This window comes from Bradyrhizobium sp. JR4.3 (assembly GCF_040547695.1).
GTDB lineage: Bacteria > Pseudomonadota > Alphaproteobacteria > Rhizobiales > Xanthobacteraceae > Bradyrhizobium > Bradyrhizobium canariense.
Window position 1 is genome coordinate 1 of sequence record NZ_JBEPQF010000025.1, and the last position, 14438, is coordinate 14438.

The 14438-nt window shown below is 64.6% G+C and carries 10 protein-coding genes; 7 read left to right on the top strand and 3 right to left on the bottom strand.

Annotated features, from left to right (window positions below; all coding sequences use genetic code 11):
• Window positions 1-166 precede the first annotated feature (166 nt).
• Together ABIB91_RS30265 and ABIB91_RS30270 are read right to left on the bottom strand one after the other, a co-directional pair.
• Entirely contained in the window at window positions 167-595 is a 429-nt protein-coding gene (locus ABIB91_RS30265; RefSeq protein ID WP_007601896.1) for a GlcG/HbpS family heme-binding protein, read from the bottom strand.
• Window positions 588-3599, bottom strand: coding sequence for an FAD-binding and (Fe-S)-binding domain-containing protein (locus ABIB91_RS30270; protein ID WP_354169917.1), 3012 nt, complete (start codon window positions 3597-3599; stop codon window positions 588-590). Before ABIB91_RS30270 ends, ABIB91_RS30265 begins: the two co-directional genes overlap by 8 nt.
• 230 nt (window positions 3600-3829) lie before the next feature.
• On the opposite strand from ABIB91_RS30270, the gene ABIB91_RS30275 reads away from it, so the two are divergent.
• From ABIB91_RS30275 to ABIB91_RS30285, 3 genes are read left to right on the top strand one after another with little or no spacing between them, the layout of a single operon-like run.
• A complete protein-coding gene (locus ABIB91_RS30275; protein WP_354169919.1) occupies window positions 3830-5029 on the top strand; it encodes a pyridoxal-phosphate-dependent aminotransferase family protein in 1200 nt (399 codons plus the stop codon).
• A 44-nt stretch (window positions 5030-5073) separates the two neighbouring features.
• Window positions 5074-5871 (top strand): enoyl-CoA hydratase/isomerase family protein, encoded by a 798-nt coding sequence (locus ABIB91_RS30280; protein ID WP_354129491.1) that lies wholly within the window; start codon window positions 5074-5076, stop codon window positions 5869-5871.
• Between the two features lie 24 nt (window positions 5872-5895).
• Complete coding sequence (locus tag ABIB91_RS30285) at window positions 5896-6159, top strand: GspMb/PilO family protein (RefSeq protein ID WP_354169921.1); 264 nt, start codon at window positions 5896-5898, stop codon at window positions 6157-6159.
• On the opposite strand, the gene ABIB91_RS30290 is transcribed toward ABIB91_RS30285, so the two are convergent.
• Window positions 6123-9578, bottom strand: coding sequence for an autotransporter outer membrane beta-barrel domain-containing protein (locus tag ABIB91_RS30290; RefSeq protein ID WP_354169923.1), 3456 nt, complete (start codon window positions 9576-9578; stop codon window positions 6123-6125). The two genes, ABIB91_RS30285 and ABIB91_RS30290, sit on opposite strands and share 37 nt — an antisense overlap.
• 520 nt (window positions 9579-10098) lie before the next feature.
• On the opposite strand from ABIB91_RS30290, the gene ABIB91_RS30300 reads away from it, so the two are divergent.
• The 4 genes from ABIB91_RS30300 to ABIB91_RS30315 all read left to right on the top strand — a co-directional run bounded on the left by ABIB91_RS30300 (window position 10099) and on the right by ABIB91_RS30315 (window position 14366).
• Complete coding sequence (locus tag ABIB91_RS30300; RefSeq protein ID WP_354169925.1) at window positions 10099-11073, top strand: Bug family tripartite tricarboxylate transporter substrate binding protein; 975 nt, start codon at window positions 10099-10101, stop codon at window positions 11071-11073.
• Between the two features lie 179 nt (window positions 11074-11252).
• The gene (locus ABIB91_RS30305) at window positions 11253-11795 is read left to right on the top strand and encodes a tripartite tricarboxylate transporter TctB family protein (RefSeq protein WP_354169927.1); all 543 of its coding nucleotides are present in this window, start codon (window positions 11253-11255) and stop codon (window positions 11793-11795) included.
• A gap of 11 nt (window positions 11796-11806) precedes the next feature.
• The gene (locus ABIB91_RS30310) at window positions 11807-13324 is read left to right on the top strand and encodes a tripartite tricarboxylate transporter permease (protein WP_354169929.1); all 1518 of its coding nucleotides are present in this window, start codon (window positions 11807-11809) and stop codon (window positions 13322-13324) included.
• A 166-nt stretch (window positions 13325-13490) separates the two neighbouring features.
• On the top strand, window positions 13491-14366 hold the full coding sequence (locus tag ABIB91_RS30315; RefSeq protein WP_354169931.1) for an outer membrane protein: 876 nt from the start codon (window positions 13491-13493) through the stop codon (window positions 14364-14366).
• The last annotated feature ends 72 nt before the right edge of the window (window positions 14367-14438 follow it).

A 14438-nucleotide genomic window follows, 5' to 3' on the forward strand; every position in this document is an offset into this window, starting at 1 on the left:
CGCTTTCCACGGCATCTACACCTCCCGCAGAACAAAAGCGGAAAGTGTAACCCATGTGTCCGGTACGAACTGTCACCTATGTCTCGGGTCGCTCAACAGGCGATCCTACGCGCCGCACTCCATAACGTCTTGTGAAGCGCAGGAGCTCTGCGTGCGTGGACGATCACTATCCCGCGTTGGCCTTCAACCCCGCAGCCTGGATGCCCGCCACGGCACACGCCTCGTCATTGTCCGAGGTGTCGCCGGAGACGCCGACGGCGCCGAGCAGCGTCGTGCCGTCCATGATCAGCACGCCGCCGGGGACCGGCACCAGCGCGCCCTTGGCCATGGTGTTCATGGCGTCGATGAAATAGGCCTGCTCCTGCGCGCGCTGGAAGAGAGCGCGCGAGCCCATGCCCAATGCGAGCGCGCCATAGGCCTTGCCGTGCGCGATCTCGGCGCGCATCAGGCTGGTGCCGTCCTGCGCCGCGGCGATCTTGAGCACCCCGCGTGCGTCGAGGATGGTGACGACGAGCGGCTTCAGCTTCAACTCGGTGGATTTCGCGAAGGCGGCGTCGAGGATCTTGCGGGCGGTGTCGAGGGTGAGGTCAGCCACGATTGGTTTCCTTTGCAATGGGAGGGGTTGTGGATTGGGTCTTCGCACGATCGAGGCTCATCGCGAGCACGCGCGCGACGTGAAGCGCCTCGCGCTGGGCGCCGTCGTGGATCTGGTGCCGGCAGGAGGTGCCGTCGGCAACGATCAGCGTCGCCTGATCCGCGCGCCGCACGGCGGGCAATAGCGACAGCTCGGCCATCTCCATCGAGGCATCGTAGGTGTCCGCGCCATAACCGAAGGCGCCGGCCATGCCGCAGCAGCTTGACTCGATGGTCTCGACGTCAAGGCGAGGGATGAGGCGCAGCACCTGCTCGACCGGCTTGAAGGCGCCGAAGGACTTTTGATGGCAATGGCCGTGCACCAGGGCTTTGTCGGCAAGGGGGCCGAGCGGCAGTTTCAGCCGGCCGGCCTCGGCCTCGCGCACCAGGAATTCCTCGAAGGTCAGCGCGTGGGCGCCAACCGCCTTGGCGTCATCGTCCTTGCGCAGCGAGGCGAGCTCGTCGCGCAAGGTCAAAAGGCAGCTTGGCTCAAGCCCGACGATCGGGACGCCGCGCCCGGCAAAGGGCGCGAATGCGGCGACGAGACGATCGAGTTCGGCTCTGGCTTCGTCGACGAGGCCAGCTGACAGGAACGTGCGGCCGCAGCACAGCGGACGGCTGCCGCTTGCGGGTTTCGGCAGATGCACGCGATAGCCGCCGGCTGCGAGCACGCGCAACGCGGCGTCGAGATTTTCGCGCTCATAGATGCGGTTGAAGGTATCGGCGAACAGCACGACCTCGCGGCCAGTCTCCGGCCCGACCGGTTCGGCAGGCGGCGCGAACACGTCGCTGCGGAAGGCGGGCAGCGCCCGCCGCGCGCTGATGCCGGCAAAGCGCTCGAACAGCTTTCGCAGCAGCGGGCTGCGGTTGCGCAAATTTACCAGCGCCGCGAAGCGTGAGGCGAGGCCCGCATAGCGCGGGAGATAGGCGACGAGCCGGTCGCGCAAGGTCAGACCTTGCGAGGCCGCGCGTGCGGCCAGCACCTCGATCTTCATCTTGGCCATGTCGACGCCGGTCGGACATTCGTGGCGGCAGGCCTTGCAGGACACGCAGAGCTTCAACGTCTCCATCATCTCGTCGGAGGAGAGTGCGCCCGCGCCAAGCTGGCCGGAGATTGCGAGGCGCAGCGTGTTGGCGCGGCCTCGCGTCACGTCCTTCTCGTTGCGCGTCGTCCGGTAGGACGGACACATCACGCCGCCCTCGAGCTTGCGGCAGGCGCCGTTGTTGTTGCACATCTCGACCGCGCCTTGGAAACCGCCGCCGGCCCCGGGATAAGCGGACCAGTCGAGTTTTGTCTTGAGCTCAGCGACGCGATAGTCCGGTTTGAAGCGAAACAGCGAGCGGTCGTCCATCCTGGGAGCGTCGACGATCTTGCCGGGATTGAGCACGCCATCGGGATCGAAGCGTTGCTTCACCTCGCGGAAGTCGGCGACGAGGCGCTCGCCGAACATGGTTGCGTGGAATTCGGAGCGCACCAGGCCATCTCCGTGCTCGCCGGAATGCGAGCCCTTGTACTCGCGCACCAGTTCGAAGGCTTCCTCGGCGATGGCCCGCATCGCCTTGACGTCCTTCTCCAGCTTCAAATTCAGCACGGGCCGCACATGCAGGCAGCCTTCGGAGGCGTGAGCATACATGGTGCCGCTGGTGCCGTGCTTGGCAAACACCTCGCCCAGCCGCGCGGTGTAGTCGGCGAGATGCGGCAGCGGCACGGCGCAGTCCTCGACGAAGGAGACGGGCTTTCCTTCCTGCTTCATCGACATCATGACGTTGAGGCCGGCGGCGCGGAAATCGGCGATCCCGCTCTGGAGTGCGGGCTCTGTGATTTCCACCACGCCGCCCCATTTGCGCTTGTCGTTATTCCAGTTGAAGCCGAGATCGCCCATCAGCTCGCCGAGCTGCTTCAGGCGCACGAAATTGTCCGCCTGGTCCTCCTCGGCGAACTCGACCACCAGCACCGCATCCGGATCACCCTTGATCGCGGCGGAGATGATGGGCCGGAACATCGCGATGTCACGGCCGAGCGCGAGCATGGTGCGGTCAACCAGCTCGACCGCGATCGGCTTCAGCTTGACCAGATGCTGAGCCGCATCCATCGCCTCGTAGAAGCTGCCGAAATGGCAGACGCCGAGGGCCTTGTTGCGGATCACGGGCCAGAGCTTCAGCTCGACCTTGGTGGTGAACGCCAGCGTGCCTTCGGAACCCACCAGCAGATGCGCCATGTTGTTGCGGGCGTTGCGCGGCACCAGCGCATCGAGATTGTAGCCGCCGACACGGCGCTGCACTTTTGGAAAGCGCGCGGCGATCTCCCCGGCCTCGCGGGCGCCGAGATCGAGCATGTCGCGGAATAGGGCACGGGCGCTGCCGTTCGCATCGAGATCGGAGAGATCGCGCGACACCTCGCCGTATTGGCTCAGCGTGCCGTCGGCAAGCGCGGCTTCCATCGACAGCGTGTTGTCGCGCATGGTGCCGTAGCGCAGGCTACGCCCGCCGCAGGAATTGTTGCCCGCCATGCCGCCGATGGTGGCGCGCGAGGCCGTGGAGACGTCGACCGGAAACCAGAGGCCATGCTTTTTCAGCTGGCGGTTGAGGTCGTCGAGCACGATGCCGGGCTCGACAACGCAGGTGCGCCCCTCGACGTCGAGCGACAGGATCCGGTTCAGGTGCTTCGAGAGATCGACCACGAGACCGTCATTGACGGTCTGGCCGCATTGCGAGGTGCCGCCGCCGCGCGGGGTCACCTTCAATCCCTCGTCGCGCGCGATCGCCAGCGCCCGCAAGGCCTCGTCCATGGTGCGCGGCACCACTACGCCAGTGGGCACGATCTGGTAGAAGGAAGCGTCCGTGGCGTAGCGGCCCCGGCTGAAAGCGTCGAACAGGACGTCGCCGGTCACTTCCCGGGCCAGACGGGCCGCGATGCCGTCCTTTTTGGCCGATTCCTGTGATTTCCCGGGCACTTCCGCCGCCATGGTCCGCTCTTGCCTGTTCGCCGCCCCCGTCTTGCCTTCGGTCACGGCCCTTGGCAAGGCGAGCCCTGCTTCTTGTGCATTGACGGACCCCGCCGGGCGAGGGACAAGCCCGGCGAATAGTGATATTCGAGCGGCTTGCGCACCCCTTGAGGCCAAAGGGCTCGAAGTCAAGTTGAGCTCAAAGCCAAGACAGACGCAAAAGACAGACTCAAAGACCGGGAAGGACGCCGATGAACGTGCACACTGGAAGGCATTTTCTCCAGATTCCAGGACCGACCAACGTGCCCGACCGGGTGCTGCGGGCGATGGACATGCCGACGCTGGACCATCGCGGTCCGGAGTTCGCCGAGCTCGGTTTCGCCGTCCTCGCCGGCATGCAGCGGGTGTTCCGCACCAAGCAGCCCGTGATCATCTTCCCCTCGTCCGGCACCGGCGCCTGGGAAGCTGCGATGGTCAACGTGCTCGCGCCCGGTGACAAGGTGCTGATGTGCGAGACCGGCCAGTTCGCCGTGCTGTGGCGCGGTATCGCCGACAAGTTCAAGCTCGACGTCGACTTCATCCCGAGCGACTGGCGCCATGGTGCCGATCTCGCCGAGATCGAGAAGCGCTTGGCCGCCGACAAGCAGCACACGATCAAGGCGGTCTGCGTCGTCCACAATGAGACCTCGACCGGCTGCGTGACGCCGCCGCTGGAGGTGCGCAAGCTGCTCGACCGGGTCAAGCATCCGGCGCTGTTGATGGTCGACACCATCTCCGGCCTCGGCTCGATGGAGTACGAGCACGATGCCTGGGGCATCGACGTCTCGGTGGCTGGCTCACAGAAGGGCCTGATGCTGCCGCCGGGCCTCGGCTTCAACGCCGTCTCGGAGAAGGCGCTCGCGGTGGCCAAGGCCAACCCCGGCATGCGCTCCTATTGGGATTGGCAGGAGGTCATCGGCTTCAACAAGCTCGGCACCTTCCCCTATACGCCGGCCACCAATTTGCTCTACGGCCTACGCGAGGCGATCAAGATGCTGGAAGAGGAGGGGCTCGAGAACGTCTGGACCCGCCACAAGCGCCACAGCGCGGCGACCCGTGCCGCGATCAAGGTCTGGGGCCTGGAGACGCAGTGCGCCGATCCTGCCGCGCATTCGCCGGCGCTGACCGGCGTGCGCGTGCCTGATGGCCATGACGCCGATGCCTTCCGCAAGGTGGTGCTGGAAAACTTCGACATGTCGCTCGGCACCGGCCTGAACAAGATCAAGGGCAAGGTGTTCCGTATCGGCCATATCGGCCATTTCAACGACCTGATGCTGATGGGGACGCTCGCCGGCGTCGAGATGGGCCTCGATCTTGCCAAGATCCCGCACCGGAGCGGCGGCGTGTTGGCGGCCATGGACGTCCTGAAGGGACGCGACGCGGTGCCGATGACCAAAGCTCAGGTGGCCTGAAGGCCCAGGTTGCCTGAGCCAACTTCGAGAAAAGAGAGCGCGCGATGAACGCACCGACGACCGCCAACGAAGACCTGCTCTACTCCGTCACGGACGGCATCGCGCGGATCACCTTCAACCGCCCGCAGGCGCGCAACGCACTGACCTTCGCCATGTACGAGCGCATGGCGGAGATCTGCCAGGAGATCAACACCGACCGCTCGATCAAGGCGCTGATCCTGACCGGCACTGGCGACAAGGCGTTTGCCTCCGGCACCGACATTTCTCAATTCCGTGCGTTCAAAACCGCGCAGGACGCACTCGACTATGAAGCGAGGATCGACCGCGTGCTCGGCACGCTGGAGCAGTGCCGCGTGCCCGTGATCGCGGCGATCGCGGGGGCATGCACCGGTGGCGGCGCCGGAATTGCGGCCTGCTGCGACCTCCGCATCGGGACTGAAGCGACGCGCATCGGCTTTCCGATCGCGCGCACGCTCGGCAACTGCCTGTCGATGTCGAACATCAGCCGCGTCGTCTCGCTGGTCGGCCCCGCCCGCACCAAGGATCTGATCTTCAAGGCGCGCCTCGTCGAGGCGCCGGAAGCTCTGGCGCTCGGCCTCCTCAACGAGATCGTCCCTGATGTCGAGACGCTGCAGCGCCGCGCCGACGAAACCGCCAGGCTCGTGGCGAGCCACGCCCCGCTGACGCTTGAAGCGACCAAGGAGGCAGTGCGCCGCATCCGCCGCACGCTGTCCCGCGAAGAGGGCGAGGATCTGATCCTTAAGGCCTATATGAGCGAAGATTTCCGCGAGGGAATGGACGCCTTCCTCAACAAGCGCACGCCGAACTGGAAGGGCAAGTAGCGCGCGTCCTCTGCCGATTGCGCCGTGCAACTATTCAATTCAAGTGGTTCCGCCTGTCGGAATCACAATTGCCCGCTTCTCCCTTTATGCGAAGCCGGCATGCCGTTCTTGTTGGTCGACCAGCTGGACGTCCAGGTGCCGCAGACCACGTCGCTGAGTGATGTGGCAACCGGCCGCGTCAGGGTGATCTTGGGCGTCTCCGGCCAATGGCAGGCGGGAAGTAGGGGGCCTCGTCAACTCACGACGTCGGCTCACCAAGCGTACTTGAACACGCCCTTGCCGGCATAGCTGGTGACGTTGCCGGAGAACTCGCCGTCGAAGGTGCCGGCGATCGAGAAGCCGCTCAGCCATTTCATCTCGGCGCTGGCGCTGACGAGCGCGGAGTCGGAGTCGACCCGGGCGCCGTTCACGACGAAGCTGGTGCCCGGCAGGGTCTGGAATAGCGCGGTGACGGCGCGGCCCGGATTGTAATCGCGCGCCCAGGCGGCGCGACCGCGCAGCGTTAGCACGCCGTTCTGCATCGCGTACGATTTGTCGGTGCGCAGGCCGAGCTCGGAGCGGGGGTCAGTCAGCGATTGCGAGGCATAGTTCAACGCGAACAGCCCGCCGCCATTGAGGCTGACTTCGGAGTAGTTGGGCAGGTTGAAGTTCGTCACCTGCGCAGCCGCATAGGGGGTGAGGCCGATCATCTGCGTCGCGAAGCGGTAGCCGCCCTCGAAGCGGGACGAGAAGGTGTCGGCCTTGAAGCGGCCCTGCAGCTGGTCGAAGCCGCCGGCCGCCACGGTGCGGTTGGTGGTAACGTCGTGCCAGCCATAAGCGAGCGCGGCGGAGATATAGGCCGGTCCGAAATTGTGCCGGCCGTAGACGCCGGCCTGGAACAGGTCTGCCGAGCCCGAACCCATCGCATTGGCGAGCGAGTAGCTCAGTCCACCGCCGCCGAGCGCGAAGCCGACCAGCGTGTCCACCGAAACCCTGTAGTCGGCGCCGGCCGCGCCGCCCCAGGCTCGTGCGGTCAGGTCTTGCGAGCCGACCGGCGCATTGCCGCCGACTTGTGCCGAGCCGCCATAGCCGGCAGTCCAGAGGCTCCAGCGGCTGGCCGGCTGGGAGACGAGCAGCGGCGCCTTGGTCGCCATCGCATAAGCCTCGCGCTCGCGCGCGTTGGCCGGGCGCATGGACGCATAGGCGGCCGCGTCGTCGCTCTCGGCGAATTGCGCGACGCTGCCTGCCTTGGCGAAACCGCCCGAGCGGCCGATGACGGTCGGGTCGAGCATCAGATTGAGGAATTGCCCGTCGGCATTGATCGCGGACTGGATGATGCCGGTGCCGAGTTCGCCCGAGGCCGTCGTGAGCCCGGCCGGCGTCAGCGCTGCGAAGGCTACCGGAATGCCGCCGGTCGAGTTGAAGAAGCTGGTCAGCGTGTTCGCAACGTTTTGCTGGTTGACGGTGAGGCCGCCGCCGCTGGGCGCGAAGTTGATGCCGATGTTGAGGAATACATCGTTGGTGCCGTAGCTCAGCGACGCGTTGATCGTCGGCATGTTGGAGAGGACGGCTGCGTTGAAGGAGGTGCCGCCAAAACCGCCGGTCGCCGACAGGATGGTGTACTGCTTCTTGATCGTGCCCGAGCCGAACATCGCGCTCACCGTCGCGTTGCCGAGCGTTGCCGCGCCGTTGACATTGGCGAGGCTGGCATTGCTGGAGGAGACCTGCACGAGATAGGTCGAGGCCGCGGTGAAGCTGAGGGGGCCGTTGATCGTTAGCGGTGCGAACGAATTCGTGCTGCTGCCGGGCGCGAGCGTACCACCATCGACGGTGACATTGCCGACGAGGCCCTGGCCGGGCAGCGTACCGCCGCCGGCGAGTGTGCCGCCGGCATTGACGGTGATCGGGCTCAGGATCGAGCCGTCCACGACGAGTTTGCCGCCGTTGATCGTGGTGGCGCCGGTATAGGTGTTGGCGCCGGACAGCGCCTGCGTGCCACCGGTCAGCGTGAGGCCGCCACCCGCGCCGCCGTCGTCGATGACGCCCGCAAAATTGCCAATGCCGTTGGTGATGGTCAGTGTGTTGGCCCCGATGTTGACGTTACCGGAGCCCGCCAGCGACTTGATCGAGGTGCCGGCGCTCAGGGCCGAGATGTCGAAGATGCCGTTGGCGATGACATTGCGCGAGGTCGCGATGCTGCCATCGCTGCCGCCGAAATTGATGAGATCGAGCTCGCCGCCGCTCGCGATGGTCGTGGCGCCGGTATAGGTGTTGGTGCCGTAGAGCTGCTGGGTGGCGCCGTTGGCGATCACGACGTTGCCACCGGTGCCGCCCGCAATGCCGCCATCCTGAATGACGCCGCCGAAGAAGCTGCCACTGGTGATTGTCAGTGTCTTCGATCCAAGTGCGACGATGCCGCCAGCGGTCAAGGAGAACAGAGCGTTCACCGACGTGCCGGAGGTTGTTTGCGAGATGTCGAACGTGCCGCCTGCGCCTGGCGTGAACGTGACGCTCGCCGAGTTCGCGATCGATCCGCCGCCTTTCAGCGCCAACGTCGCGCCGGCATCGATCTGTGTGGCATTGGCGTAAGTGTTCACACCGGAGAGGGTCTGCGTTCCGCCAGCGACGTCAAATCCACCGGTGGTGCCCTGGATCACGCCCGCGAACTCGGTCGAGCCGTTGGTGATGAACAGCCCGTTGCCGCCCATGTTGACGACGCCGCTCGAGCTGCCGGCGAGTGTCGTGATCGCGGCGGATGACGGGGTCACTGCCGAGATATCGAACGTCGCGTTCACCGTGACGATGCTGGAGCTCGCGATGCTGCCGAAGCCGGAGATCGCAAGCGTCCCCGCCGAGATCGTCGTCGCGCCGGTGTAGCTGTTGAGGCCGGTCAGCGTCATCGTGCCGGTGCCGACCTTGGTCAGTCCGCCGCCGATGCCGGAGATCACGCCGTCGACCTGGGTCGAGGTGTTGAGGCTGCCTGTGGTGAGGGTCTTGGCGCCAAGCACGTAATTGCCGGCGCCTTCGATCGAGCCCGCGGTCATCCCGCCGCTGGTCAGGCCGGAAATATCGACCGTGCCACCGGCATTGTTAACGAAACGCGCGCCGCCGCCCGTGCTGGAGCCGTCGAAGTTCACCGTTCCGTCGTTGGTGATGGTCGAAGTGGCGGCGGTCGTGGTGTTGTGGAAGTTCAGCGTCGCCGACGTGAGGTTGTTGATCGTGGCGCTGCCGGCCGAAGCGCTGGTGAAGAAATCGATCTGGCCGCCGGCGTCGTTCGTGATGATGACGGCTCCAGCCCCGACGCCGCCGCGCGCGGTACTGCTGTTCTGGAACACCAGACTGTTGCCGGAGGTGACTTCGAAATTCTGCGTCGTCCCGGAATTGTTGACAATGCCTGCCGCGTTGACGGTGAACGGCTTGCCAATCGTGATGGAGTAGGCCTGGGCGATGCTCGTGAACTGGACCGTGCCAATGACAACGACACCGTTATTGTTGTCGACCGCTGTGCTTCCGGTGTTGGTGAACGTTGCGGTCCCGTCCGGCACGACCGGGTTGGATGACCAGTTCGTGCCATTCGTCCAGTCGCTGCTGCCGCCGGCCCAGGTGCCGTCGACGGCTCGCGCGGCGACCACGCCGAGCGCGGTGGTCGCCAGCAGGGTCGCCAAGGAGTGGCGCACGACGGATCGCAGCCCGTATCCGATCCGCCCACCTGCCATCGGTTCGGCCATCTAATCTTCTCAAATCAGCAATGAAATTATCGCGAGCATGCAACCCGGGCACGTACTGATGCCCCTATACCCTGCGACATGATCTCATGGCGCCGCAACAGCCTGCAATGAACGGCTATCCATTCGCGCCGGGTTCTGGCCTGTTCCGCTTTGCATTTTCAGCCATCGTGGCCAATAGGCAACATATCCATGTCGCTCCCCATGCGCTCACGCGGGGAAGCGACCGGTGAAGCGGTGCGCCATATCCGCTGCCCGCGGTCGCGCGCGAGGATGGCGAGGACCTGATCCTCGAGGCCCATATAAGCGAAGATTTCCGCGAGGGAATGGACGCCTTCCTCAACTAGCGCACGCTGAACTGGAAGGGCAAGTAGCGAATCTCCGGCTTGGCTTCATCAGTCGAAAGTCACTGACAGCGGATGCCTGTGTGCTTGAACTCGCCCGCATTAGTCCGCACAATGCATCGATAAATTCCTGGCAAACAAAGCCAACAATCCAGGGGACGAAACTCGTGCGAATCCTAATGAAAGCTGTTGGCGTCGCAGCAGTGCTATCGTTGAGCGCGCCGGCCTTGGCTGGGTGGGAGCCGACCAAGCCGGTCGAGATCGTGGTGGCGGCAGGCGCGGGCGGCGCCTCCGACCAGATGGCGCGGATGATGCAGGCCGCCATCCAGAAGAACAATCTGATGAAGCAGCCGATCGTGGTCTCGCTCAAGGGCGGGGCTTCCGGCGCCGAAGCACTGATGTACATGAAATCCAGCGAGGGCGACCCCAACAAGGTGCTGATCGCCTATTCGCTGATCTACATGCTGCCGCTGTCGGCAAAGATCCCGTTCAACTGGCGTGAGCTGACCCCCGTTTCGGTGATCGCGCTCGACCAGTTCGTGCTGTGGGACAACAGCGCGGGTCCCAAGACGGTGAAGGAGTTCGTCGCCGCGGCGAAGGCGGCGAGCGCGCCGTTCAAGATGGGCGGCACCGGCTCGAAGCGCGAGGATCACGTGCTGACCGTGTTCCTCGAGCAGAAGACCGGCGCGAAATTCTCCTATTTGCCCTACAAGTCCGGCGGCGAGGCCGCGACCCAACTCGTCGGCAACCACACCGAATCCAACGTCAACAATCCATCCGAAAATCTCGAAGTCTGGCGCGCGGGCCAGGTGCGTCCGCTCTGCGTGTTCGACAAGGAGCGAATCTCCTACACCAGCAAAGTGACGGAGACGCAGTCCTGGGCCGACATCCCGACCTGCAAGGAGGAGGGCGTCGATGTGCAGTATCTGATGCTGCGTGCGATGTTCCTGCCCGGCAAGGTCACCGCTGAGCAGCAGGCGTTCTATGTCGAGCTGTTCCACAAGGTGACACAGACCGCGGAATACAAGGACTACATGGAAAAACAGGCGCTGAAGCCGATCTTCCTCACCGGCAAGGACATGGTGCAATTCCTCGAGGAGGACGATGCAGTCAACAAGTCGCTGATGACGGAAGCCGGGTTCGTCGCGAAGTAGCTTTGGCTTCTCCCTCTCCCCGCTTGCGGGAGCGCGACGAGCTTCGCTCGCGCTGGGAGGGTTGGGTGAGGGCTCTCTCCGCGAGTCCAACTCTCGCCGTCCCCGTTGAGACTCCCCCTCACCCCAACCCTCTCTCCGCAAGCGGGGAGAGGGGGAACGCAGTTTGCACCTGATGGCTCATGCCCCAAACCGATCTTGAAATTGTCGTCGACGATCCGACCGCGCCCGAAAACGACTCGCCTTCCGTCGTCTCCTCCGGCACGATCGAGATATTCGTCTGTCTCCTGTTGCTCGCGCTGGCCGCCACGCTCGGCTACGACAATTGGCGCACCGGCGCCTCCTGGGATTCGACCGGGCCGGAGCCCGGCTATTTCCCGTTCTACCTCTCCGTCATTCTCGGTGGTGCCAGCCTCTACGGCCTGATCGCGGCGCTGGTCGCGCACCGCGCGGCAGCTGAGACCTTCGTCACGCGCGCGCAAGCCCGCCGCGTCATGGCGGTGTTCGTGCCGACGCTGCTGTTCTGTCTGGCGACGCAGTTTCTCGGCCTCTATGTCGCGAGCTTCCTGTTGATCGCCAGCTTCATGCGCCTTGTCGGCAAGATCGCGCTGTGGAAGTCGCTGCTCACCGCTATCGTATTCACGGCGATCATGTTCGTCACCTTCGACATCGCCTTCGACGTTATCATGCCGAAAGGGCCGCTCGAAGCGGCCTTCGGCTACTAGGCGGGCCCGCGATGGAAGCTTTCGGTCTCTTGCTTCATGGCTTCGCCGTCCTGCTGACGTGGAAGACGCTCGTGCTGATGATGGTCGGGCTGGTGCTCGGCATCTTCGTCGGCGTGCTGCCGGGCCTTGGCGGCCCCAACGGCGTTGCGATCCTGCTGCCGCTCACCTTCACGATGGATCCGACCTCGGCGATCGTAATGCTGTCCTGCATCTACTGGGGCGCGCTGTTCGGCGGCGCGATCACCTCGATCCTGTTCAACATCCCGGGCGAGGCCTGGTCGGTCGCGACCACTTTCGACGGCTATCCGATGGCGCAGCAGGGCAGGGCAGCGGAGGCGCTGACGGCGGCGTTCACGTCCTCCTTCATCGGCTCGCTGGTCGCGGTGCTCATGATCACCTTCCTCGCCCCGATGATCTCGTCCTTTGCGCTGAAGTTCGGCCCGCCCGAGTTCTTCGCGGTATATTTGCTGACCTTCTGCTCCTTCGTCGGGCTGGGGCGCGAGGCCAAGCACAAGACTGTCATCTCGATGTCGCTGGGGCTGTTGCTCGCCGGCATCGGCATGGACACGGTGTCGGGCAATCTGCGCATGACCTTCGGCTCGTCCGAACTTTTACGCGGCATCAACTTCCTCGTCGCCGTCATCGGCCTGTTCGGCATCAGCGAGATCCTGCTGACGATGGAGGAGCGCCTCGCGCTGCGCGGACACGCGGCGAGCATTTCGTTGCGCGTCGTGCTGAGTGTGTGGAAGGACCTGCCGAAATACTGGGTGACGCTGCTGCGCTCCTCCTTCATCGGCTGCTGGCTCGGCATTACCCCGGGCGGCGCGATCGCGGCCTCCTTCATGGGCTATAACCTGGCCAAGCGTTTCTCCAAGGATCCCGAGAGCTTCGGCAAGGGCCGCATCGAGGGCGTGTTCGCGCCGGAGACGGCGGCGCATGCCTCCGGCACCGCGGCGCTGCTGCCGATGCTGGCGCTCGGCATTCCCGGCTCCGGAACCGCCGCGATCCTGCTCGGCGGGTTGATGGTGTGGGGGCTCAATCCGGGACCGTTGCTGTTCGTCGAGCACAAAGACTTCGTCTGGGGCCTGATCGCCTCGATGTATCTCGGCAATGTCGTCGGCCTCGTGCTGGTGCTGACGACGGTGCCGATCTTCGCCTCGATCCTGCGCGTGCCGTTCGCCGCGGTGGCGCCGATGATCGTGGTGTCATGCGCGATCGGCGCCTATGCGATCCAGAACGCGATGTTCGACATCTGGCTGATGCTCGGCTTCGGCGTCGTTGGCTACGTCTTCAAGAAGATCGGCATTCCGCTCGCGCCGTTCACGCTGGCGCTCGTGCTCGGCAACCGCGCCGAGGACGCCTTCCGTCTGTCGATGATCGGCGCCGGCGGCGACCTCAATGTGTTCTGGTCGAACGGGCTGGTCGGCTCGATCACGACGCTGGCGATCATGCTGCTATTCTGGCCAGTGATCGACAGCTTGCTTGCCAGGGTCGGAGTGTCGCAACGCGCGAACTCGCGGCCGCGCTAGGCTTCATTCAAATAAGTAGTAAAATCAAGGCTCTACGCAGGCTTAACGTGCTCGTCATCCTCGGCTGCTTTGAGCACGATTGTTTCTCAATGTTGCCGCTGTGTGACAGCCAGGCCCCGCGCTAAAGCCTATCCTTTGGCCAGATTTAGCGGGAAGGGGTTTTTTGATGAAGCAGATTGCATTGGCGGTTACGACCGTGATCTCCCTAGTTGGAACCAACGCCGTGGCGGCGGACCTGGCGGCGAGGCCTTACGCGAAGGCGCCTGTCATGGTCGACCCCGGGTACAATTGGAGCGGTTTTTATGTCGGCGGCAACGTCGGCTATAGCTGGGGTCGCGAACGCGACGACGGCACGCTAACCGGCGTATCGAGCGCCCAGATATTCCGTACGGCAGGTCCGACCCCGGTGGGCGCTCCGGTCGTGACGGCGCTGGGCGCGGTTCCGGTCTGGGGCCGCTCCAACGTCGATGGCGTCATCGGCGGCGGCCAGTTCGGTTACAACTGGCAGCAGAGCAATTGGCTCGTGGGCCTCGAGGCCGACCTTCAGGCCAGCGATGAGAAATCGACTGGCACTATCTGCGTGGCGGTTGGCTGTCCGACAGGTTCGGCGCTGTTTCCGGCCAACTACAAGCTAGATTGGTTCGGTACCGTGCGGGGTCGTGTCGGCTGGCTCGCCTCTCCGCGCATCCTTCTGTATGCGACCGGAGGCTTAGCATATGGACATCTGGACGCGAGTGCTCCGGCCGTCGGAATTGGCTGGGGCGGCACCAACGCCGGTTGGACCGTGGGTGCTGGCGGCGAGTTCGCGATCGACCGCAGCTGGTCGGTGAAGGTCGAATATCTCTACATGGATCTCGGCTCGTTCAATGGAGCTTCGGCCAGCGCGACCACCGTCACCAACGCGCTCAACACGCCTGGCGTCGGTTTCAACACCGTGACCACGACCACGACGACGGCAAACTTCGGCACTCGCTTCACCGACAATATCGTTCGCGTGGGCGTGAACTATCGGTTTTCCGGACCGGTCGTCGCCAAGTACTGAGGCAAGGCCCAGGCTTTCCTGCGCATTCAATGGCAGAGCCCGGCCTCAAGCCGGGCTTTGTCATGTCAGGAC

Coding starts and splice junctions, on each gene's coding strand:
- ABIB91_RS30300 (WP_354169925.1), top strand. CDS start 10,099: ATGAAAGCTGTTGGCGTCGCAGCAGTGCTATCGTTGAGCGCGCCGGCC.
- ABIB91_RS30280 (WP_354129491.1), top strand. CDS start 5,074: ATGAACGCACCGACGACCGCCAACGAAGACCTGCTCTACTCCGTCACG.
- ABIB91_RS30305 (WP_354169927.1), top strand. CDS start 11,253: ATGCCCCAAACCGATCTTGAAATTGTCGTCGACGATCCGACCGCGCCC.
- ABIB91_RS30310 (WP_354169929.1), top strand. CDS start 11,807: ATGGAAGCTTTCGGTCTCTTGCTTCATGGCTTCGCCGTCCTGCTGACG.
- ABIB91_RS30315 (WP_354169931.1), top strand. CDS start 13,491: ATGAAGCAGATTGCATTGGCGGTTACGACCGTGATCTCCCTAGTTGGA.
- ABIB91_RS30270 (WP_354169917.1), bottom strand. CDS start 3,599: ATGGCGGCGGAAGTGCCCGGGAAATCACAGGAATCGGCCAAAAAGGAC.
- ABIB91_RS30290 (WP_354169923.1), bottom strand. CDS start 9,578: ATGGCCGAACCGATGGCAGGTGGGCGGATCGGATACGGGCTGCGATCC.
- ABIB91_RS30275 (WP_354169919.1), top strand. CDS start 3,830: ATGAACGTGCACACTGGAAGGCATTTTCTCCAGATTCCAGGACCGACC.